Origin of the sequence: Streptomyces sp. NPDC051738 (genome assembly GCF_044453205.1) — a bacterium.
GTDB lineage: Bacteria > Actinomycetota > Actinomycetes > Streptomycetales > Streptomycetaceae > Streptomyces.
In genome coordinates, this window is record NZ_JBITCM010000005.1 from 402,471 (window position 1) to 424,341 (window position 21,871).

The 21,871-nt window shown below is 72.1% G+C and carries 17 protein-coding genes and 1 pseudogene; 8 read left to right on the forward strand and 10 right to left on the reverse strand.

Going from position 1 to position 21,871, the window contains the following annotated elements; all coding sequences use genetic code 11:
* Nucleotides 1-42: 42 nt before the first annotated feature.
* Nucleotides 43-1,287, forward strand: a complete 1,245-nt coding sequence (locus ACIA8X_RS15000; RefSeq protein WP_399458411.1) for a sensor histidine kinase — start codon at nucleotides 43-45, stop codon at nucleotides 1,285-1,287.
* A complete protein-coding gene (locus ACIA8X_RS15005; protein WP_393445752.1) occupies nucleotides 1,284-1,949 on the forward strand; it encodes a response regulator in 666 nt (221 codons plus the stop codon). Before ACIA8X_RS15000 ends, ACIA8X_RS15005 begins: the two co-directional genes overlap by 4 nt.
* Here the strand turns inward: ACIA8X_RS15005 and ACIA8X_RS15010 are convergent.
* Both ACIA8X_RS15010 and ACIA8X_RS15015 read right to left on the reverse strand, forming a co-directional pair.
* Nucleotides 1,910-2,215, reverse strand: coding sequence for a DUF6332 family protein (locus ACIA8X_RS15010; RefSeq protein ID WP_393445750.1), 306 nt, complete (start codon nucleotides 2,213-2,215; stop codon nucleotides 1,910-1,912). The two genes, ACIA8X_RS15005 and ACIA8X_RS15010, sit on opposite strands and share 40 nt — an antisense overlap.
* 73 nt (nucleotides 2,216-2,288) lie before the next feature.
* Complete coding sequence (locus tag ACIA8X_RS15015; protein ID WP_399458412.1) at nucleotides 2,289-3,767, reverse strand: MFS transporter; 1,479 nt, start codon at nucleotides 3,765-3,767, stop codon at nucleotides 2,289-2,291.
* A gap of 84 nt (nucleotides 3,768-3,851) precedes the next feature.
* Between ACIA8X_RS15015 and ACIA8X_RS15020 the strand changes: the two genes are divergently transcribed.
* The gene (locus ACIA8X_RS15020; RefSeq protein WP_393445746.1) at nucleotides 3,852-4,241 is read left to right on the forward strand and encodes a MarR family winged helix-turn-helix transcriptional regulator; all 390 of its coding nucleotides are present in this window, start codon (nucleotides 3,852-3,854) and stop codon (nucleotides 4,239-4,241) included.
* Nucleotides 4,242-4,258: 17 nt separating this feature from the next.
* On the opposite strand, the gene ACIA8X_RS15025 is transcribed toward ACIA8X_RS15020, so the two are convergent.
* The 4 genes from ACIA8X_RS15025 to ACIA8X_RS15040 all read right to left on the reverse strand — a co-directional run bounded on the left by ACIA8X_RS15025 (nucleotide 4,259) and on the right by ACIA8X_RS15040 (nucleotide 8,124).
* A complete protein-coding gene (locus tag ACIA8X_RS15025; RefSeq protein WP_399458413.1) occupies nucleotides 4,259-5,011 on the reverse strand; it encodes a maleylpyruvate isomerase family mycothiol-dependent enzyme in 753 nt (250 codons plus the stop codon).
* Nucleotides 5,012-5,098: 87 nt separating this feature from the next.
* Nucleotides 5,099-5,488: a VOC family protein gene (locus ACIA8X_RS15030; protein WP_399458414.1), complete on the reverse strand. Its 390-nt coding sequence runs from the start codon at nucleotides 5,486-5,488 to the stop codon at nucleotides 5,099-5,101.
* 95 nt (nucleotides 5,489-5,583) lie between these two features.
* Complete coding sequence (locus ACIA8X_RS15035) at nucleotides 5,584-6,813, reverse strand: MFS transporter (protein ID WP_399458415.1); 1,230 nt, start codon at nucleotides 6,811-6,813, stop codon at nucleotides 5,584-5,586.
* A gap of 225 nt (nucleotides 6,814-7,038) precedes the next feature.
* Nucleotides 7,039-8,124, reverse strand: a complete 1,086-nt coding sequence (locus ACIA8X_RS15040; protein WP_393445739.1) for a M12 family metallopeptidase — start codon at nucleotides 8,122-8,124, stop codon at nucleotides 7,039-7,041.
* A gap of 97 nt (nucleotides 8,125-8,221) precedes the next feature.
* On the opposite strand from ACIA8X_RS15040, the gene ACIA8X_RS15045 reads away from it, so the two are divergent.
* A complete protein-coding gene (locus tag ACIA8X_RS15045) occupies nucleotides 8,222-10,105 on the forward strand; it encodes a LuxR C-terminal-related transcriptional regulator (protein WP_399458416.1) in 1,884 nt (627 codons plus the stop codon).
* A gap of 51 nt (nucleotides 10,106-10,156) precedes the next feature.
* Here the strand turns inward: ACIA8X_RS15045 and ACIA8X_RS15050 are convergent, their stop codons facing one another.
* A complete protein-coding gene (locus ACIA8X_RS15050; protein WP_393446407.1) occupies nucleotides 10,157-12,724 on the reverse strand; it encodes a CHAT domain-containing protein in 2,568 nt (855 codons plus the stop codon).
* Between the two features lie 148 nt (nucleotides 12,725-12,872).
* Here ACIA8X_RS15050 and ACIA8X_RS15055 point away from each other — a divergent pair, with 148 nt between their 5' ends.
* The 3 genes from ACIA8X_RS15055 to ACIA8X_RS15065 are packed head-to-tail and all read left to right on the forward strand — an operon-like array spanning nucleotide 12,873 to nucleotide 15,453.
* Nucleotides 12,873-14,309 (forward strand): S8/S53 family peptidase, encoded by a 1,437-nt coding sequence (locus tag ACIA8X_RS15055; RefSeq protein WP_399458417.1) that lies wholly within the window; start codon nucleotides 12,873-12,875, stop codon nucleotides 14,307-14,309.
* A 59-nt stretch (nucleotides 14,310-14,368) separates the two neighbouring features.
* On the forward strand, nucleotides 14,369-14,944 hold the full coding sequence (locus tag ACIA8X_RS15060) for an RNA polymerase sigma factor (RefSeq protein WP_217208097.1): 576 nt from the start codon (nucleotides 14,369-14,371) through the stop codon (nucleotides 14,942-14,944).
* 8 nt (nucleotides 14,945-14,952) lie between these two features.
* The gene (locus ACIA8X_RS15065) at nucleotides 14,953-15,453 is read left to right on the forward strand and encodes a hypothetical protein (RefSeq protein ID WP_393446405.1); all 501 of its coding nucleotides are present in this window, start codon (nucleotides 14,953-14,955) and stop codon (nucleotides 15,451-15,453) included.
* 9 nt (nucleotides 15,454-15,462) lie between these two features.
* Here ACIA8X_RS15065 and ACIA8X_RS15070 read toward each other — a convergent pair whose 3' ends face one another.
* A complete protein-coding gene (locus tag ACIA8X_RS15070; protein WP_393445733.1) occupies nucleotides 15,463-16,260 on the reverse strand; it encodes an N-formylglutamate amidohydrolase in 798 nt (265 codons plus the stop codon).
* A gap of 138 nt (nucleotides 16,261-16,398) precedes the next feature.
* Nucleotides 16,399-18,618 carry an NADP-dependent isocitrate dehydrogenase gene (locus ACIA8X_RS15075; protein ID WP_399458418.1) on the reverse strand — a complete coding sequence of 740 codons (2,220 nt, stop codon included), beginning with the start codon at nucleotides 18,616-18,618 and terminating at the stop codon, nucleotides 16,399-16,401.
* 232 nt (nucleotides 18,619-18,850) lie between these two features.
* On the opposite strand from ACIA8X_RS15075, the pseudogene ACIA8X_RS15080 reads away from it, so the two are divergent.
* Nucleotides 18,851-20,414: pseudogene (locus tag ACIA8X_RS15080) on the forward strand (M1 family aminopeptidase).
* A gap of 15 nt (nucleotides 20,415-20,429) precedes the next feature.
* Here ACIA8X_RS15080 and ACIA8X_RS15085 read toward each other — a convergent pair.
* Entirely contained in the window at nucleotides 20,430-21,524 is a 1,095-nt protein-coding gene (locus tag ACIA8X_RS15085; RefSeq protein ID WP_393445729.1) for a mechanosensitive ion channel family protein, read from the reverse strand.
* Nucleotides 21,525-21,871: the final 347 nt, after the last annotated feature.

Here is a 21,871-nt window from a genome sequence, read left to right on the forward strand (position 1 = left end):
GGGTGACGCCGCTCGGTGGTCGTCGCGTCTAGCGTGGCGGACATGGACGAGCAGCAGGCACGCCGGGGCGGCGGTCCGCCGATGTGGTGGCGACACGGGCCGCCGTGGTGGAACCGGTGGGACGGGGAGGAGCGTGCCCCTGGCTGGCCCTGGCGCTCCACGGTGCTGATCACGCTCTTCGTGATGGCCGGCTCGAACTTCGCGGCCCGGGGCCAGTTGGACGACCGGGCCGCTCTCGACCCCTTCGCGCGCGTGCTGCTGTTCGTGGCGGCGGGACTGCTGCTGTGGCGCAAGCGGTATCCGGTGGCCGTCGTGTTCGGGACGTCGGTCGCCGCCACCGTGTATCTGGGCGCCGGTTATCCGTACGGGCCGGTCCTCCTGGCCGTCGCCGTGGCCTGCTTCAACGCGATCGTCAGGGGGCATCGCAGGGCCGCCTGGGCCGCGATCGGGGTGTTCTGGGCCGGGCACGCGCTGGTGGCCCACTGGCTGTACCAGTGGCTGCCGCCGTCCGGTGACTCGGCGGCGCCCTGGGGGCAGGAGGGGGTGATCGCCGCTTGGGTCGCGGCCATCCTGGCGGTGTCGGAGCTGGCCAAGACGCGGCGCGAACAGTGGGTGCGGGAGGGGGCCGAGCGGGCGCAGGCGGCGCGGCGACGGGCCGACGAGGAGCGGCTGCGGATCGCCCGCGAACTGCACGACGTCCTCGCGCACAGCATCAGCGTGATCAATGTGCAGGCGGGCGTCGGCCTCGCGCTCCTCGACAGCGACCCCGAGCAGGCACGCACGGCGCTCACCACCATCAAGGCCAAGAGCAAGGAGGCGCTCGGCGAGGTCCGCCAGGTCCTGGACACGCTGCGCACGCCGGGCGACGCGCCGCGCACCCCGGCACCCGGACTCGACCGCCTGCCGGAACTGGTGCGGGAGGCGGCGAGCGCGGGCCTCACCGTCGAGGTCGAGGGCGAAGCGCCCCGCCTCGCGCCCGGCACCGACCTCGCCGCGTTCCGGATCGTTCAGGAGGCCCTCACCAACGTCGTACGCCACTCGGGATCGCGGCACGCACGCGTGCACCTCGATCACGACGACGGAGCGACGCTACGGTTGCGTATCGACGACGACGGTCCGGCGGGCGGCGCCGACGCGGGCGGCAGCGGCAACGGACTCGCCGGAATGCGGGAGCGGGCGGCCGCGCTGGGTGGCACGATCGAGGCGGGCCCGCGCGCCGACGGAGGGTTCCGGGTGCTCGCCGTACTGCCGTTGAAGGCTTCTGCCGACACCAAGGAGGACCGGTGATCCGGGTACTGCTCGCCGACGACCAGTCGCTGGTGCGGGCCGGTTTCCGCGCGCTGCTCGACGCGCAGCCCGACATCGAGGTGGCGGGGGAGGCGTCCGACGGCGAGGAAGCGGTGCGCAAGGTGCGCGAACTGCGGCCCGACGTCGTCCTGATGGACATCCGCATGCCGGTCCTCGACGGACTCGCCGCGACCCGCCGGGTCACGGAGGACGGAGCCCTGGAGGGCGTCAAGGTGGTCATGCTCACCACCTTCGAACTCGACGAGTACGTCTTCGAGGCCATCCGCTCGGGCGCCTCCGGATTCCTGGTCAAGGACACCGAGCCGGAGGAACTCCTGCGCGCCGTACGGGCGGTGGTCGAGGGCGACGCGCTGCTCTCGCCCGGTGTGACCCGGCGCCTCATCGCCGAGTTCGCCGCCCGCTCCAAGGAGCCCGCCGCGGCCGACGCCCTGACCGACCTCACCGAACGCGAGCGGGAGGTGATGGCGCTGGTCGGCATCGGACTGTCCAACGAGGAGATCGCCCGCCGCCTGGTGGTCAGCCCCCTCACCGCGAAGACCCACGTCAGCCGCACGATGGTGAAGCTCGGCGCCCGGGACCGGGCGCAACTCGTCGTCCTGGCCTACGAGTCGGGGTTGGTGCGCCCCGGCTGGCTGGGCTGAGTCGCCCCGTCCCCGGCGCCCTTGCGCTGCCCGAAACGGACCAGCACGCTGATGACGCGGGCGAGGAACAGCACGGCGGCCACGGTCGCCCCCACGCGTACCAGCGTGCCGCGTGCCCCGTCCCACAGATCGAAGACGAACGCCGGTCCCGCCACGGCCCCGAACAGCACGGCCGCCGCGAACGCCGCACTGCACAGCGCGTATCCGATCTCGACGGTGATCGCGTCCCGCTCGGCCTGACTGCGCCGTCCCCCATACGTGCTCATACAGGGAGTTTCACAGGAGTGCGCCCGGCGGAGCAAGCGGGCTCCGCCGGGCGCACGGTGTAGGAGGCGTCCCCTAGTCGCGTACGCTGACGCGCTCCGCCTCCTGGGACGTGGACTTGGCGACCACCACGGTCGGCTGCCTACGACGGGTGCGCAGCCCCGTGAGGGAGATCAGCAGGCCCGCGACCGCGATCACCGTGATCACGACCAGGGCGGGCAGGTAGCTGTCGAGGACGGCCTGCGGGGACGCGGGCTCCGCGGGGGTGTTCGCGGTGAGGACCGCCGTCACCACAGCCAGGAAGAGCGCGCCGCCGACCTGGACGGAGGTGTTGAGCAGCCCCGAGACCATGCCCTGCTCGTGCTCGTCGACGCCGTTCGTCGCCTGGACGTTCAGCGACGGGAAGGTGAGCGCGAAGGCCGAGCCGACCAGCAGCATGGTGGGCAGGATCACCGCCGCGTAGACCGGGTCGAGGTCGATGCGCAGGAACAGGACGTATCCCGCGACCATCAGGGCGAAGCCGATCGCGATCAGGCGTGCCGTGCCGAACCGGTCGATGATCGCCCCGACCTTCGTCGCGGACAGCGCCACGAGCGCGCCCGCCGGCAGGAAGGCCAGCGCGGTGTGCAGCGCGGACCAGCCGAGCAGTTGCTGCATGTACAGGGTGACCAGGAACTGGAAGCCGATGTAGCTGCCGACGAACGTCAACGCGCCCAGCTGGGCCCGCACTTGGGCGCCGGAGCGCAGCACGCCCAGTCGGATCAGCGGGCTCGGGCTGCGGCGCTCGACGCGGACGAACGCCGTCAGCAGGACGACGACGGCGACGAAGGACAGGACCGTGCGGGCCGATCCCCAGCCCACCTCGGGTGCCTCGACCACGGTGAAGACGAGCAGCAGCATCGAGGCGGTGCCGAGGATGGCGCCCGGGATGTCGTAGCCGCCGGTGGCCCGTTCGCGCTCCGTGCGCGGCAGCAGCTTCAGGCCCGCGAACAGGGCGATCAGCGCTACGGGTGCGGGCAGCAGCATGGTGAGGCGCCAACTGGCCTCGGTCAGCAGGCCGGAGAAGACGAGCCCCATCGAGTAGCCGGTGGCGCCGCAGGTGGTGTAGATGGCCAGCGCGCGGTTGCGTAGCGGGCCCTCGGCGAAGGTCGTGGTGATGATGGACAGGCCGGCGGGCGCGGTGAAGGCGGCGGCCAGACCCTTGATGAAGCGGCTGGCGATCAGCAGCGGACCCGAGTCGACGAGCCCGCCGAGCAGGGAGGCGAGCGCGAAGACGGCCAGGGCCACCAGGAAGACCTGGCGTCGGCCCAGCAGGTCGGCGGTCCGTCCGCCGAGGAGGAGCAGGCCGCCGTAGCCCAGGATGTAGCCGCTGACGATCCATTGCAGGGTCGAGGTGGACAGGCCCAGGTCGGCGCCGATGGACGGCAGGGCGACACCGACCATCGACACGTCCAGCGCGTCCAGGAACATCGCGGCGCACAGCACCAGGAGGGTGCCCCACAGACGGGGCGTCCAACGGCCCTCGGACGTGGGGTGGGTGAGCGGAGAGGTCATGCGAAGACAGTACATGCGCATGCATCGAATGCAAGCGCATTTAATGTCAGCGCAATGAGCTGTGAACTCTGCTACGGTGCGGCCATGGCGGCGAAGAAGGCCGAACAGGCGCTCGTGGACCAGTGGCGGGACATCCTTGCGCTGCATGCGCGCACCCAGTGCGAACTCGACCGCGCTCTGAACCAACACGGGCTGTGCGCCAGCGATTTCGAGGTCCTTGACGTGCTGGCGGACGGTACCTGTGCCTACCGCGTCCAGGAGATCTCCGAGCGCGTCCATCTGAGCCAGAGCGCGCTGTCGCGGCTGATCGCCCGCCTGGAGAAGGACGGGCTCGTCGAGCGCGGGATGTGTGCGGAGGACCGGCGGGGCGTGAAGGTGGCGCTCACGGTGAAGGGCCGCACGCTGCACGGTGAGGTGCTGCCCGTGCAACGTGCGGTGCTGACCCGGATGCTGGCGGTCGGCCAGGCAGGCTGACCGCCCGTCAACCGGCGTCAGCCGATCGCCGACCTCTCCCGCCACAGTGCGGCCAGCGAGGCGTCACCCGTCACGCTCGGCACCGGCAGCCGGTTCCACAACGCCAGATACAACTGCGCGGCAGGACCGCTCACTTCGGCGTCCACGTCCCCACCCGACGCGTCCCGCGTGGTCACGGGCGGTTCCGCCGACAGCCGTATGGTCCACACCGCGTCCGTGTCCGCGTCCGTGTCCGAGGCCCGCACCCGCAGTACGCGCGGCTCCTGCGTACGGACCCTGCTCCTGGAGCGGGCGTGGAATCCGCGGAGCAGCTCGTCGATCCCGTCCACCGCGAACTCCGTCGCGATGCCGGTCGGCGTGCCGCCGCGTGCCGACTCCGCGTCGAAGCGGTGGACGGTCGTCTCATGGGCCTGCCGCCGGGCCCAGAAGGCCAGGGGTGAGGGGTTGGGCGCGGGGTGGAAGGTCCAGCACTGCACGTCGGGCGCGGCTGCGGCGAGGGTGTCGACCAGGTGGCGGTGGCTGTCCCGGTACCAGGCCACGAGCTCGGGGCCGTCGAGGGCGGGGCCGTCACCCAGGGGTCGGGGCGAGGTGAGCGCCTGCGCGACGAACTCCGTGGCCCAGCGGTGCACCGCCCCCGTGTGCCGCAGCAGATCCCGTACCTGCCAGTCCGGGCAGGTAGGCACTTTTGCGTCGACCCCGGCCTCCTCGGCGGCCGCGGCCAGCAGCTGACCTTCGCGGTCCAGGGTTCTAACGAACTCAGCGGTCTCCATGCGGGTGAGTGTGCCGGATGGAGCGGGGTCGAAGGGAAGTGGCTTTCGACGGGCCCTCCTCAGGGCCCGCGCTGAAGAGGAGGGTGCTCAGGATCGGGTGGGGAAGAGGCAGAACTCGTTGCCCTCGGGGTCGGCGAGGACCCAGTGGTCCTCGTGGCGGGCCAGGACGGTCGCGCCCAGGGCGGTGAGTCGGTCGATCTCGGTCTGCGGGGCGGGGGAGGCCAGGTCCAGGTGCAGGCGGTTCTTTCCGCGCTTGGGCTCCGGTACGAGCTGACACCACAGGCGAGGGCCGCCCGCTTCGGGCTCGACCAGCACGGTCGGGTCGTTCTCCGGGCCGTCGATGCCCTGCGCGCGCAACCGGGCGAGCTCGGCGTCGTCGTAGGGGGCGACGGCGTAACCGTCGAGGGCGGCGGCCCAGAAGCGGGCCGTGGCGGCCGGGCGGGCACAGTCGATGACGATGTCGTGGAGTCGTGCCATCCGGTCATGATGCGGGCGCAGCGCGGTGCGGACAACGGTCGGAGGGGCGCAGTCGGTCGCCGTGACGAAGTGCCGGAGTGCCAGGGCGAGGCGGGTCACGGTCCGGACGGCGACCCCGGTCGGTTCGGCGTCGCGCGGCGGGTCGCGATGCCGATCAGCGTGGCGATCGCGGCCAGTACGGCGACGCTGGTGAGGGCGACGGGCAGGGAGAACCAGTCGGCCATGAAGCCGATGGCGGGCGGTCCGAGGAGCATGCCGCCGTAGCCGAGGGTGGAGGCGGTGGCGACTCCGCTCGGGCCGGCGAGGACGCCCGCGCGCTCGACGGCCACCGGGAAGAGGTTGGCGAGACCGAGCCCTGTGATCGCGAAGCCGAGCAACGCCGCCCATAGGGAGGGCGCGAGAGAGCCGAGCAGCATTCCGGCCGCCGCGGTCGCGCCGCCCGCGATGACGGTACGGCCGTGGCCGAGCCGTTCGAGGAGAGCCGTACCGCTGAGGCGGCCGATGGTCATGGCCAGCGCGAAGCAGGAGTAGCCGGCGGCGGCGACGCCCTGCGAGGCGTCCAGGTCCTGTTCGAGGTGCAGGGCGCCCCAGTCGGCCATGGCGCCCTCGCCGTAGGCCGTGCACAGGGCGATCAGGCCGAAGACGATCACCAGTCCGCGTGTCCTGGTGTCCAGGCGACGCGGGCCGCCGCTCTCGGCGCGTACGGCGTTCGCGCCGGTCGGCGGTTCGTGGCGCAGCAGCGTACGGCCAGCCACGGCCGTCACCAGCAGCCCGATCACGGTGAGGCCCAGCAGATGCCGGGTCGGGGAGAGGGCCCCCGCGACCAGCCCGCCGAGGCCCGCGCCGACCATGCCGCCCAGGCTGAAGGCCGCGTGGAAGCTGGGCATCACGGGCCGGCGCAGGGCGGTGACCAGGTCGACGGCTGCGCTGTTGAAGGCGACGTTGATGCTGCCGTAGGCGGCGCCGAAGACGACGAGCACGGCGCCGAGGGCGAGCACGGAGTGGGTGAGCGGGGGCAGGGCGACGCTGAGGGAGAGGAGGACCGCGCAGACGACGGTGACCTGGTGGGTGCCGTAGCGACGGCAGAGCCGACCGGTGAGCGTCATGGTGAGAACGGCGCCGGCGGAGACGCCGAGGAGGGCGAGGCCGAGGGCGCTGGCGGAGGCGCCGGTCTGTTCCTTGATGGCGGGGATACGGACGACCCAGCCGGCGAAGAGGAATCCGTCGAGGGCGAAGAAGGCGGTGAGGGCGATGCGCAGGCGGGTCAGCGTGCTGCCGTTGCCCGGCACGGCGTTGTGCGTTCGGGTTTTGTTTATTAGCGGCACAAAGTCAGGTTAGGGGTGTGTCGCGGGCGAGGCAAGGGGAGTGCGACCGTTGGCTACCGACCGGCCTGGTGGCTGCGACCCGTCGCCGGGCCCACAAGCTCCATCGCCGGGCCCACACATGGCGTGAGCGGGACGTCACCCTCCCCCGAAGGTGGCGTCCCGCTCACTTCCCCCGGCGCCGGACAGTGGACTGTGGCGCCCGTGCGCGTCAGCGGATCCGTGCTGTCACCAGCACATGACCGCCGTCTCCCCCGAACCCCAGCTGGAGTACAGGCGCACCCGGACGAAATAGCGGCGGCCCTTGACGAGGCGGGCCTTGACCGTGGCGTTGTGCGGGGTACCGCCGTCGTCCTGGGCGGTGAGATAGCGGGGCTCTCCGTCCCGCTCCTCGAAGACCACGACGACCGTGTCGCCGTCGCCGAAGGTGCCCACGGTGTACTCGCGGGTCTCCGGCGGCTCGACGACGAAGTCGGCCTGCTGCGCCGGGCCCAGCCGCAGCGGTACCGAGCGGAACGGCACCAGGTCCTGTGCCCTGGGCGGCTCGGCCGACGGGTACCAGCGGCGGACGAACTCCTTGTCGGCCTGGGACAGCGTGCCGGGCGGGTTCAGGCCGCCGCGGAACTGCTCCGGCTCCAGGATCAGCCCGGCCGAGAACGGGTACTCCATGATCGAGTGCGGGTCCCAGACGGAACCGTTGACCTCGTTCGGGTCCAGCTTGCGCAGGATGTTGAAGAACGTCTTGTCCCGGCTCCAGAAGTTCGGCGGGCCCGCCAGATCGGTGTACACGGCCTCGTCGTCCCAGTGGATCCCGGCGAACGGGCTCTGGTGCTCGTGCAGCAGGCCGAGCGCGTGCCCGATCTCGTGCAGGGCCGTGCCACGCTCCCCGGGCACGGTCAGGTCCCAGCCGAAGTTCATGGTGCGTTCGTTCAGGCCGACCTGGAGCGCGTCCTTGCCCACGTGCGACCAGGAGCCGTCACCGAGCTGGAACCCGATGCGCAGTTCGGCCTCCGAGCGGTCGGCCACCTCCACGAACGACAGCCCGATGCCCAGGCCCTGCCACTCCTGGAAGCACTCGCGCACGACGTCCCGCTGCTCCTTGCCGCCGACCCAGGACACATGCCGGGCCTTGCCGGTCTCCGGGTCGGAGATCACGGACCCGTCGGAGTCCCGGTCGAAGAAGTGGTAGTGCAGCACGGTGCCGTTGACCCACATCCGGCTTCCGCCGATGAGCGCACTGAGCCGCTCGGCGGCCAGCCCCGGCGCGAAGGCGGGGGCCGACGCCTGCGCGAGGGAGCAGTAGCGTGCGGTCATGCGAACAGGGTGCCGTCGACCCGCCGCGGGCGCCTGAGTCGGGGGCTACTCAAGTACCCGTGTATCAAGGGTGAGTCACCGCACTCCTATTGCCGTGATGACTTGGGAACGTGACGCGAAGACCCTGGAGATGCCCTGGCCGTTCACCGGCCGGGAGGACGAACTCGAACTGGTCCGAGGGGCCTCGACCGCCGGCCGGCAGGGCATCGTGATCACGGGACCGGCGGGCTGCGGCAAGACCCGGCTCGTCACCGAGGCCGTCCGCGGCACCGACTGCGCCAGGGCGGCCGGCACCCCCGAGACCCGCCGGATCCGCTTCGCCGCGTTCGCGCACCTCGTACCCGAGACCGCCTCCCTGCACGGCGCCTTCCAGCACCTGTCCGGCGTACGGCTGCTGCTCGTGGACGACGCGCATCTGCTTGACGACGCCTCGGCCGCCCTCGTCCACCAACTGGCCGTGCACGGACGCACCCGGCTCCTGGTCGTCACCACCGACGGCGCCCCGGTCCCGGGCGCGATCTCCCGCCTGTGGACCGGCGAACTCCTGCCCCGCCTCACCCTGGAGCCGCTGCCCCGCGAGGAGACCGCCCACCTGCTGGCGGGCGGAGCCGGCGGGGCGGCCTTCGAACCGCTCACCGTGAACCGGCTCTACCGCCTGTGCCAAGGGGACCTGCGGCTGCTGCGCGACCTGGTGGACGCGGTGCGCGAGCGCGGGCTGCTGACCCCGGTTCCGGAGTCGGACGAATGGGCGTGGCGCGGCCCGGTGCCGGTCACCGCGACCGTGCGCGAGCGCACCGCACAGGTCCTCGACCGCACCTGCCCCGACGAGCGCGAGACCCTCGAACGCCTAGCCTTCGCCGAGCCGTTGCCCCTGGACCTGGCCCGGGACCGGCTCGATCTGCACACCCTGGAACACCTGGAGGCCGACGCCCTGGTCCACGTGGACGACCAGGGCGCCGTCCGCCTCGCCCACCCCCTGCACGGCCCGGTGCTGCGGGCCGCGGCCGGCAGGCTCCGGGCGAGGCGGCTGTCCCGTACGCCGGACCAGTGCGGTCCCGCTCTGGACGCCGAGCGGGCCGCGCTGGCCGGATGCATCGAGCGGGCGGACGTACGGGAGATGCCGGCGCCCGTGGGGGAGTGGCTGGTGGCGGAGGGCGCGCCGGTGCCGGCCGGGTACGCGGCCGTACGCGCCCGGTTCGCGCGGCTGCGCGGCGCGCTGCGGGAGGCGGCGGCGTGGGCGCGGGAGGGGCTGCGGGACGGCGGCGGCGATCCGTCCTGTCGCCTCGAACTCGCCCTCGCCACAGCGCAGTCGGGCGACACAACGGCCGCGCACGAGATCCTGGGTGGCCGCCCCCACGGGGGTGGGGCGGTCACCCGGCCTGTCACGGCTCGCTGCGCCGACGGGGGTGCCCCGGCGAGCACCGGTGATGCGGGCGGGGCCGTGGGCGCGTTCACCGGCGGTGGCGGCACGGCTGTCGAGGCGCTCTCCGGCGACGCCTACGACGCCGTCCGCCTTGGCACCCCCCAGCTCGCCGAGGGTCGCCTGACCGGCGTCTTCGCCGCGCACGCCGACGCGCTCGCCCAGGGCGACGGCGCCGCGCTCGACCGGGTCGCCGCACAGTTCGAGGAGCGCGGCTTCCTGCTCTTCGCTGCCGAGGCGCACGCCCAGGCCGTACGGGCCCACCGCGACCCGCGCGCCGCCCGCACCGCACGCACGCGTGCCGTCGCCCTGGCCCGCCGCTGCCAGGGCGCCCGAACCCCGGCACTGTCCGGGCTGGTCCTCGGCGAACTGACCGTCCGGCAACGGCAGATCGTCACGCTGGCCGCCGCCGGACTGAGCAACCGGCAGATCGCCGAGAAGCTCACCCTGTCCGTCCGCACGGTCGGCAACCACCTCTACAGCGCCTACGCCCGCCTCGGCGCCAGCGACCGCGGCGCGCTGCCGTGGCTGGTGGAACTGCCGGACACGCAGTCGGCGTAAGGGAGTTGAGCTGGGAAGGCACCCATGGGCACGCCCCTCGGTTACGACCGATCAGTCCGCCCCGAACGCCGAGAACGCCCACCCCGTCGCCTGGTGCAGCGCGTCGCCCGGCAGTGCCGCCCGGGCGTCGCGCAGTGCCTCCGCCAGGGAGAGCCCTTCGCTCAGGCCCTTGTGCAGGGCCAGCATCAGGGGCACCACCGCGGCGTCGTTGACGGGCGCGCTGGCCGCCACCACGCCCGCCGTGCCCAGCGGCAGCAACGCGGTGACCAGGCCGAGCAGTTCGTCGGCGCCGACGGAGGCGAAGCGGGCGGTGTCGCAGCAGGAGAGGATGATCCGGTACGGGCTGCGGTCCAGGCGCTCGAAGTCGTGCACGACGATTGGCCCGTCGGCCATCCGCAGCGACGAGAACAGGGGGCTGTCCGCGCGGAACGTGCCGTGGGCCGCGATGTGGGCCAGTTCGGCCCCGTCCAGTTCTTCCAGTACCCGCGGCACGCGCGCGTCGGCGTGCTCCAGGACGACAGCGCCGCCGTACCGGCAGGCGAGGTGGGGCACCTCCGCGCCGCCGGTCGCGAGACCCGGCCCGCGCACCAGCACCTGGCGTCCACCGGGCGGCGGTTCGGTCTCCCGCGCGCGCAGCCAGCTGCTCGCCGACGGCGACACGCTGAGCACCCGCTCGCGCAGCGACGGCAGCAGCGCCCACGGCACCCGGTGCAGCCGGGCCGGGGGTACGACCACGACGGGTCCGTCGCCCAGATGAGCCGCGGCCGGACCGAGCAGCAACTCCTCCAGGCGCCGCCCCGCGGCCTCGACGACCGGCAGCCGCCCCTCCGCACCCGGGTGGGCCAGCCGCCGCAGCCCGGCCTGGACGTGCTCGGCCTCGGTCTCCGCCTCGGCCAGCAGCCCCGCCTCGAACCGGCGCACCCGCCCCTGCCCGCACAGCAGCACCTGAACCCGCCCGTCCAGCACGGCGAGTTCGACCAGCCGTACGTCGTCCCCCAGCCGCTGAAGCAGCCGGCGCGGATCGAAGCGGTAGCCGTCGCCGGGCGTGTCGCCGCGCAGGTGCAGGGTCCGGGAGCGGATCTCCCGCTCCAGGCGCCGCTGTTCGCGCTCCAGCGCCGGAACGGGCCGGGCCTCCATGCGGGCGGCCTCCGCGCGGGCCGCGATCTCCCGGAACGCGGTCAGGTCGCTCTGCAGCTCCGGATCGGCCGGCGGCCGGGTCGGCGGCGTCGACAGCGCGGTGGCCCGCCAGCGCTCGCTCCACACCAGCAGCCGCCGCGGACTGCCGGAGTCGAGGCTCGCCTGCTGGGCCAGCGCGGCCAGTTCAGCGCCCTGCGCGGTGGCGCGGGCCCTGAGCTCCGACGCGCCGAGCGTCATCCGGTGGGCGTCGAGCACGTCCAGGCCGCGTCGGCAGGCCTCCAGGACACCCCGCCCCGAACCTGCCGCCTGTGCCCGCAGCGCCTGTGCCGCCCAGCCCGTCATCCGGGCCAGCGGCGGCCCGCTGCGCCTGCTGCGTGCGGCGACGGCCAGATGCCGCTCGGCGTCGGCCCGCCAGCCCAGACCGAGGGCGATCCGGCCCGCGAGCAGCGAGGCCTCCGGCGCGGCCGGCGCACCGAAGGAGGCCAGCCGTTCGGCCACCGCCGCCGTGTCGGCCACCAGCCGGCCCGAACTGCGCCCGGCGGCGACCCGCGCCTCGATCAGCACCAGCCGGGCATGCGTCTCCCACCAGCCGCGCCGCTGCCCCGCGAACAGCCGTACGGCCATGTCGGCGCGCGCGATCGCGGTGTGCGCCTCGCCCGCCAGCCGGGCGGCACGTGCCGCGGCCAGCAGCAGCTCGGCCTTGCGGGTGGACTGGCCGCCGATGCCGTCGAGCACGGCGATCGCCGCGTCGGCCTCGGCCAGCGCCTCCGGGGCGAGCCCCGCGGCCATCAGCACCTCGCAGCGGCGGATGTTGAGCATGAAGGTCGGCGTGCCGAGCTTGGCGTACCGCTCCTCGGCCTCGTCGAGCAGCCGCAGCGCCGCCGGGATGTCGCCCGACCGGAACGCCGCGAGCCCCCGGCTCTCCACCGCGTCGGCCTTGTCGTGCTCCTGGCCCGTGGTGTCCCACAGCGCCTCGGCCGCCGTGAAGTCGGCATCCGCGCGGTCGACGGCGCCGACCGCCAGATGCACGGTCGCCCGCAGCGTCAGCGCCCGCGCCGTCCAGATGACGTCCTCGGCCTGCCGCAGCACGGGAATCGCCTTGCGCACATCGTCCAGCGCCTCGCGATGGTGGCCCAGGACCCAGCGGGCGTAGGCCCGGCGGAACAGCACGCGCGCGCGGGTGTGTCCGCTCCCGCGCTCGACCCCGCGCTCCAGCGCGGCCAGCCCCTGCTGAGTGCGCCCCGCATGCACCAACGCGACCCCGAGCGCCGCGAGGACGTCCGCCTCCCGGTCGGCCGATTCCGCCCGTGCCGCGAGATCCCGGGCACGCCGCAGATGATGGAGGGCGATGCGCATGTCGCCCCAGTCCCGCTGCCAGATGCCAATCACCTGGTGGGCGACGGAGGCGTGCAACGGCGACGGATCGGCGTCGAGCACCCGTTCCGCTTTCGCCAGCGCGTCGTTCGGGGCGGCGAACACCATCGGCAGCAGTTGGAGAACCGAGTCGCTTCCCGCTGTCACTCCACGGATGGTAGTTGCCGCGGGACCGTGCCACACGGGTTTGGTGCTGTATCAATCAGCCACCCCGCGGCTCTGACTGACGACCGTCGCCTCAGTGGGAGGACACGCCATGGCACCACAGCGATTCCACGAGCAGTTCGACCAGATCCAGCGCTCCATGCCCGACGTCCCCCTCGCGATGGGACCGGACGACTCCGCCGAGTTCATCTACGAGAAGGGCTATGTGCTGGTCCGTGACGGCGACGACGCCCGCATCGTCGAGGACACCGTGCGGGCGCACTTCACCGCCGACCCCGACCTGGTGCAGGACAACGTGCGCCGCGCGAGCCCGCAGACCAACCGCTCGGGCATCACCCGCATCCGGGTCGGCGACCCCGGCGAGGGCGACCGCAGCGGCGACCCCACCGTCGTGCACGCCCTGCGCGCCCTGCGGGAGACCGAGGGCCGGGCCGGACGACGGCTCGTCAGCCGCAACCACCTCGTGGGGATCACGGGGGGCGTCAACTCCTGTCCCGGCGACGAACCCGCGCCCGCCCCGCTCGCCGACGGCACCAACCCCACGGCGGCCGAGGGCACCCACGACGCGGACAGCGCCGTCGGCGTCCTGGTCATCGACACCGGCCTCATGCGCGACTTCCGCTCCTCCCCGCTGCTCGCCCACACCGACGGCGACGCGCAGATCAAGGAGTGCGACGACGACGGCGTCCTCCAGCAGTACGTCGGTCACGGCACGTTCATCGCCGGACTCGTCGCCGCCGTCGCGCCCAACACGAACATCACCGTCCGCAACTCCCTGAACGACGCGGGCGCCATCCTGGAGTCCGAGTTCGGCGAGAAGCTCTTCGAGGCGGTCGACGCGGGCGGCTGGCCCGACATCCTCAGCCTCTCCGCCGGCACCTCCAACGGCCGCACCGACGGCCTGCTCGGCGTCGAGGCCTTCATGCGGGAGCTGCGCGAACAGCGCACCCTGCTGGTCGCCGCAGCCGGCAACAACGGCAGCGCCACGCCGTTCTGGCCCGCCGCCTACGCCGACCTGCCCGACTACCAGGACGTCGTGCTGTCGGTCGGAGCGCTGCGCGGCGACGGCGAGTTCGGCGCCTGCTTCAGCAACCACGGCGCCTGGGTGAAGGCCTACGCGCCCGGCGAGCGGCTCACCAGCGTCCTCACCGGCTTCGACGCGCCCATGCCGTACGTCTACCAGCACTCCACCTACGACACCTGCCGCTACGGCTTCGGCTACTCCTGCACCTGCGTGTCCCCGCGCCACACTGGCGTGTTGAGCGAGCAGGGCGGCACCACCGAGCCCGACCAGGTGATGTTCGAGGGGTTCGCGCACTGGAGCGGCACCTCCTTCGCCACCCCGCTCGTCGCCGGCATGATCGCCGCCCACATGACCGCACAGCAGGAGACCGACCCGCGTGTCGCCCGGTACAAGATGCTCGCGGCGAACTCCGGGTACGCGGAGGTGCGGGGGGCGCATGTGCCGGCACTTCGCCCCCCGACCTGGCGCCCTGTCCCCGTCGTACCGTCGGCTCCTCGGTCATGAGGGTCGGAACCGTCCCCTCCGCGGCGTACGATGACTTGCCGTACACGAGGGGTGGGACTGTGGACCGAGCAGATGTCGGTGCGTTGGTCCAGTCCGCCGTCGACGGCGACGCGGCGGCCTGGAAGGCGCTCGTTGAGGGGCTGAGCCCACTGGTGTGGTCGGTCGTGCGCGCGCACCGGCTGGGTGACGCCGACGCCCATGAGGTCTATCAGACCGTCTGGTTCCGCTTCGCCCAGCACCTCGGGCGCATCCGTGAACCCGAGAAGGCCGGGTCATGGCTCGCGAGCACCGCACGGCACGAGTGCCTGAAGGTGCTCAAGAGCCTGAGGCGGCTGACGGTGACGAGCGATCCGCAACTGCTCGACCGGGTCAGCGAGGACCGTACGCCCGAACAGTCGGTCCTGGACTCGGAGGAGGCCGCCGCGGAGTCGGAGCGCATCCGCTGGATGTGGCAGGAGTTCGAGGAACTCGGCGACCGCTGCCGCCAGTTGCTGCGCGTGCTCATGGCCTCGCCGCCGCCCAGCTACCAGGAGGTGTCCGCCGCACTGGGCATCGCCGTGGGCAGCATCGGGCCGCTGCGCCAACGCTGTCTGCGCCGACTTCGGGCCCGACTCGACGCACGGGGAGCGCTGTGAACGACGACATGCACGACGAAGTGACGGGCGAGGAAGTGACGGGCGGGTCGGGCGAAGAGCCCCTCGGCGACGACGGGTTCGACATCGAACTGCTGGAGGAGGAGCTGCGGCAGGCCGCCGCCATCCTGGACCCCGTCCCGGCCCAGCTGCGGCAGCTCGCCGTCGAGGCGTTCGCGCTGCACGACCTCGACGCCCGTATCGCCGAGTTGACGTTCGACTCGGTGGTGGACGCCATTCCGGTCAGAGGAGCGACGGACGTGCCGCGGATGCTGACCTTCCGCGCGGGCGAGGTGACCGTCGACGTGGAGGTGACCGCGCAGGGGCTGATGGGGCAGGTGCTGCCCCCGCAGCAGGCGCGGATCGAGGTGCTCGTCGGTCCGCAGTCGGCCACGCCGGTCGAGGCCGACGCCATGGGCCGCTTCACCAGCGACGCCCCGCCGAACGGCCCCTTCGCCCTACGGCTGCGCACCGGCGGCGAGGTCGTGGTCACGGAGTGGCTGCGCGCCTGACCCACCCGGTCAGCGTGAAGCGACGTCCACCAGCGCCGCCAGCGCCTGCGCGAGCCGGGTGAGTCCGGGATGGGCCGGACCGCCCGGCTCGGCCATGTACGTGTCCCGGCGGATCTCGATCATCAGGGCACTGACGCGCGGTTCGCCGCCGTAGAACTCCAGCGGCACGTACGTACCGCTGAACGGGCTGTTCAGCCCCGTCTCCCCGCACGGTGCGAACGCCTCCCGGGCCGCGCCGAGCAACTCGGGCGGCGTGTGGAAGGAGTCGGTGCCCAGGCAGACCGTCGGGCGCGGGCCCTCGCCGTGCAGCTCGTAGGGGAGCGGCGCGGTGGGATAGGAGTGCACGTCGATGATCACGGCCCGCCCCGTGGCGGCCAGGCGCTGCATGACGGCGTCGGTCATCGCGCGGGCGTACGGCTCGAAATAGCGCGAGATCAGCGGCGCGGGGTCGAAGTCGTCGGGCCGCAGCGCCTCCCGATGCGTTGTGCGCGTGTATACGGCGCCCATCCCGACGGAGAGCATCTCCTCCCGCTCGTCCGGGAACCTCTCGGGATCGACGACCAGCCGCGACAGCCGGTTCACGAACCGCCACGGGGTGACCTCCGACGCCCCGGCCGCCTCCTCGGCGAGGCGCGCGGTGTGCGCGTCGACGATGTGGTCCAGCTCCCGCTCCAGCGCGGAGTCGTCCAGCACGATCCCCGCGCGCGCCTCGGGCGGCATCTCCCGCGCCGAGTGCGGCACATGGAGGATCACCGGCGATTCCTCGGCCCCGGGGAGCAACTCGAACGACGGCACGGCAGGGGGCATGGGGGGCGGCTCCGGGGGCGTGGTGGGTGGGGTGGTGCACCATCGGCTCAGACGGCTCCGCCCCGGCGGGCGTGTGCCTGCCGGGGCGGAGACTTCAGGGCCGTCGGGCCGGGAGGCCGGGACCTCAGGCCACGGGCGTCAGCTCAGGGAAGCCAGCGCCTCGTTCCAGGTGGCCGACGGGCGCATGACCGCGGCGGCCTTGGCCGGGTCGGGCTGGTAGTAGCCGCCGATCTCGGCGGGCTTGCCCTGGACGGCGTTCAGCTCGTCGACGATCTTCTGCTCGTTCGCGGTGAGCGTCTCGGCGAGCGGGGCGAAGGCCTTCGCCAGGTCCGCGTCGTCGGTCTGCCTGGCCAGCTCCTGCGCCCAGTACAGGGACAGGAAGAAGTGGCTGCCGCGGTTGTCGATGCCGCCGACGCGACGGGTCGGGGACTTGTCCTCGTTGAGGAAGGTCGCCGTGGCACGGTCGAGGGTGTCGGCGAGGACCTTGGCCTTGGGGTTGCCGGTGGCCGTCGCGTACTGCTCCAGGGAGGGGACCAGCGCGAAGAACTCACCGAGGGAGTCCCAGCGCAGGTAGTTCTCCTTGACCAGCTGCTGGACGTGCTTCGGCGCGGAACCGCCGGCGCCCGTCTCGAACAGGCCGCCGCCCGCCATCAGCGGGACGACCGACAGCATCTTGGCGCTGGTGCCCAGCTCCAGGATCGGGAACAGGTCGGTGAGGTAGTCACGCAGGACGTTGCCCGTCACCGAGATCGTGTTCTCGCCGCGGCGGATGCGTTCCACCGAGAGCTTCGTCGCGTCGACCGGGGCGAGGACACGGATGTCCAGGCCCTCGGTGTCGTGCTCCGGCAGGTACGCGTTGACCTTGGCGATCAGGTTGGCGTCGTGGGCGCGGGTCTCGTCCAGCCAGAACACCGCCGGGTCGCCGGTGGCGCGGGCGCGGGTGACGGCCAGCTTCACCCAGTCCTTGATCGGCGCGTCCTTGGTCTGGCAGGCACGGAAGATGTCGCCCTCGGCGACCGGCTGCTCGATGACGACGTTGCCGGCCTGGTCGACCAGGCGTACCGTGCCGGCGGCCTTGATCTCGAAGGTCTTGTCGTGGGAGCCGTACTCCTCGGCCTTCTGCGCCATCAGACCGACGTTCGGGACCGAGCCCATGGTCGACGGGTCGTAGGCGCCGTTGGCGCGGCAGTCGTCGATCGCGACCTGGTAGACACCGGCGTACGACGAGTCCGGCAGCACCGCGAGGGTGTCGGCCTCCTGGCCGTCCGGGCCCCACATGTGGCCGGAGGTGCGGATCATGGCCGGCATCGAGGCGTCGACGATCACGTCGGACGGCACGTGCAGGTTGGTGATGCCCTTGTCGGAGTCGACCATGGCCAGCGCCGGGCCCTCGGCGATCTCCGCCTCGAAGGACGCCTTGATCTCGGCGCCGTTCGGCAGGGCGTCCAGGCCCTTGAGGATGCCGCCCAGCCCGTCGTTCGGGGACAGGCCGGCGGCGGCGAGCGTCTCGCCGTACTTCTCGAAGGTCTTCGGGAAGAAGGCGCGCACCACGTGACCGAAGATGATCGGGTCGGAGACCTTCATCATCGTGGCCTTGAGGTGCACGGAGAACAGGACGTCCTCGGCCTTGGCCCGGGCGATCTGCGCGGTGAGGAACTCGCGCAGCTGGGCCACGTGCATCACGGAGGCGTCGACGACCTCACCGGCGAGGACCGGTACGGACTCGCGCAGGACGGTGGTGGTGCCGTCCGCGGCGACGTGCTCGATCTTCAGCGCGCCGGCCTCGGAGATCACGACGGACTTCTCGGTGGAGCGGAAGTCGTTCTCGCCCATGGTCGCCACGTTCGTCTTGGACTCGGGGGTCCAGGCGCCCATGCGGTGCGGGTGGGTCTTGGCGTAGTTCTTGACCGAGGCGGGGGCGCGGCGGTCGGAGTTGCCCTCACGCAGCACCGGGTTCACGGCGGAACCCTTGATCTTGTCGTAGCGGGCCTGGATGTCCCGCTCCTCGTCGGTCTTCGGGTCGTCCGGGTAGTTCGGCAGCGCGTAGCCCTGGCCCTGCAGCTCGGCGACGGCGGCCTTGAGCTGCGGGATCGACGCCGAGATGTTCGGCAGCTTGATGATGTTGGCCGCGGGCGTCTTGGCGAGCTCACCGAGCTCGGCGAGCGCGTCCGGGATGCGCTGGTCCTCGGTCAGGTACTCCGGGAACACCGCGATGATGCGGCCGGCCAGCGAGATGTCACGCGTCTTCACGTCGACACCCGCCTGCGAGGCGTACGCCTGGACCACCGGCAGGAAGGAATACGTCGCCAGGGCCGGGGCCTCGTCAGTGTGCGTATAGATGATGGTCGAGTCAGTCACCGGGTGCTCCGCTCCACGTCTGCAACATTGCTCGACATCAAGATATCTCGTGATCGACCTCGGCTCGACAGGGGTCCGCACAGTGGTGCGGGATGTGTGCCGAGATCTTGGATCCACGCAAACGGAGCTGCCGCTTCCGTGCAACCTGATCGCCTGCTCCCACAGTCATGTAGGGAGATCACCGATCCGGCGGCCGGCACTGACCATCCGGCCGCCCGAGCGAAAGCGGACCATGAGATATCGCACCCGAGTGACGGCCCCCGCGGCCGCCCTGATCGGCACGGCGGCGGCCCTGACCGCCGCCCCCTCCGCCCACGCGACGCCGGCACCGACGGGGACGTCGCCGGCCGCCAAGACCTCCGGCACCCCGGGCCCCGAGACCCTCGGCGACCCGGTCTTCCCGGACCTCGGCAACGACGGCTACCGCGTCGCCGCCTACCACCTCGACTTCACCTACGACGCCACGACGCGGCTCGTCGAAGCCACCGCGACCCTGAAGATCTGCACCCCCCAGGCCCTGACCCGCCTCTCCCTCGACGCCCTCGGCCTCGACATCCGCGCCGTCCGCGTCGGCGGCCGCACGGCGACGTTCGAGCAGGTGGCCGAGAAGCTGCGCATCACGCCCGCACGGGCCCTCCCGGCGAAGGCCTCGGTCACCCTCCGCGTGGAGTACTCGGCGGACCCGCGCCGCGACCTGGCGCACACCGGCTGGGTCGACACGCCGGACGGGTTCGCGGTCTGCTGCCAGCCGAACTCGGCGCACACCGTCTTCCCCTGCAACGACCACCCGTCCGACAAGGCCGACTTCTCCTTCCGCCTCACCGTCCCCAGCGGCCTGCGCGGTGTCGCGACCGGCCTCCTCGTGCGCACCGAGACCCTGGGCGGCGACCGGACGGCGTACACGTACCGCTCACGCGAGCCGATGGCCACGGAGCTCGTGCAGATCATGGTCGGCCATTACGCGGTCAGGGACCGGCGGGCGGTGAGTTTTGGCGCTGTGGCGCAGAGCGTCGCCCTTACCCGGTAGCGTTACGGCGTCTGGCGGCGACAACCAAGCCGCCGAGACTTGGTGGGTCACAGACCTGCCCGGCGGTCGGGAGGATCGTCGCCGGACGGACGTAAGCGCCGTCAAACCCACCGGAGCAATCCAGGAGGGAGTCTCCCGGGGTTACTCGGGAGAGAGCTCCAAAAGCCGAACTTCCTGCTCCAGGCAGGAAAGAGCGTCGGCTTGCACGTGATGTACAAGGTGGTCTGCTCCTCGTTCAGCCACAGCTCAGCCCACCACTTGGGCCGACCTGTGGCTGAACGAGGGCCACGCCGACTTCTACGGACTGCTCTACCGCTACGAGCGCGGCTGGGCCGACTCCCTGGGCCTCACCACCATGGAAGCCCGCATGAAGGACACCTACGCACGCGGCGACCAGTGGCGCCACGACTCGGGACCGGTCGCGGCGCCGAACGCGGTCAACCTCTTCGACAGCCAGCGCTACCTGGGCGGCGTCCTGGTCCTTTACGCGCTGCGCAACCTCGTCGGCGAGGCGGCCTTCAACGCCCTGGAGCGCGCCTTCCTCGCCCGGTACCGCAACTCCTCGGCGACGACGGAGGACTACATCGCCGTCGCCTCGGAGGTCTCGGGGCAGGATCTGTCCGGATTCCTGCGGGACTGGCTGTACGGCACGAAGACGCCGCGGATGCCGGGGCATCCGGACTGGACGGTCACCCCGGTGAACACCTCGCTCGTCGCGCCGCACAGCCTGCGGGGCGGCCACTACCACGACAACTCGGCCACCCTGTAGGGAGGTTCGGGTCGCTCAGTCGAGGCGGACGGAGGCCACTTCGTCTGCCTCCTCGGGGCCGCGCTGCTGCGGTATCGCCAGCGCCCCCTGCTGGATCGCCACCGTCCGGGTGGGTGCCGGGATACGGATGCCCTCCTTGCGGTAGCGCTTGTGCAGGCGCTTGATGAACTCGTGCTTGATCCGGTACTGGTCGCTGAACTCGCCGACGCCCAGGATGACTGTGAAGCCGATCCGGGAGTCGCCGAAGGTGTGGAACCGGATGATCGGCTCGTGGTCCGGCAGGGCGCCCTCGACCTCGGTCATCACCTCGGCGATGACCTCGTTGGTCACCCGCTCGACGTGGTCGAGGTCGCTGTCGTAGGCGACGCCGACCTGGAGCAGGATCGTCAACTCCTGCTCGGGACGCATGAAGTTGGTCATGTTCGTCTTGGCGAGCTCCCCGTTGGGGATGACGATCAGGTTGTTCGAGAGCGCGCGCACGGTCGTCTGACGCCAGTTGATGTCCTCGACGTAGCCCTCCTCGCCGCTGCTCAGCCGGATGTAGTCGCCGGGCTGGACGGTCTTGGAGGCGAGGATGTGGATGCCCGCGAAGAGGTTGGCGAGCGTGTCCTGCAAGGCCAGCGCGACCGCCAGACCGCCGACGCCCAGGGCGGTGAGCAGCGGCGCTATGGAGATGCCCAGGGTCTGCAGCACCACCAGGAAACCGATGGCCAGGATCAGGATCCGGGTGATGTTGACGAAGATCGTGGCGGAGCCGGCGACACCGGGGCGGGACTGGGTGACGGTCCGCATCAGTCCGGCGATCCCGCGGGCCACCGCCAGCGTCACGACGAAGATGAGCAGCACGGTCAGGCACTGGTTGACGTTGTGCTGCACCGTCCGGGTCAGCGGCAGCGCCGCTCCGGCGGAGGCCGCGCCGCCGAGGAACGCCGCCCACGGTACGACCGTCCGCAGCGTGTCCACGATGAGGTCGTCACCGCTCCAGCGGGTGCGGTCGGCGTGCTTGCCCAGCCAGCGCAGCAGCATCCGCAGCAGGAAGGCCGCCAGCAGGCCCGCCGCCAGCGCGATCCCGGCGACGACCAGGTCGTCCACAGTGAGCGCCCGGTTCACCGGTCACCTCCGGGGAGAAAAGCGGCGGCGAACCCCTTCGCCGACGGCCGGATGTGAAGTCTCGTCACGTTGTCACCTGCTCGATTCCGCGATGTGCCGTCGCGCCGGCCACCCCATCCCCCGTGACCGACGCGAGGGCTCATCCTGCCGTATCGGGTACACGTGTTCGCACCAGGACCGTCGGGCGGACGGCCTCTTCGGCCACTTTCGGGCATTCTCCCTCGGACTCGTACCGCCGTGAGGGGTGAACGACCGCCCGCCGAGGCGCGCTTGATGCGTGAGCGCCGCACGCGGGTCGCTCGCCGGCGCGCACCGGCGGCCGAACAGGGCACACCGGCCTGCGTGCG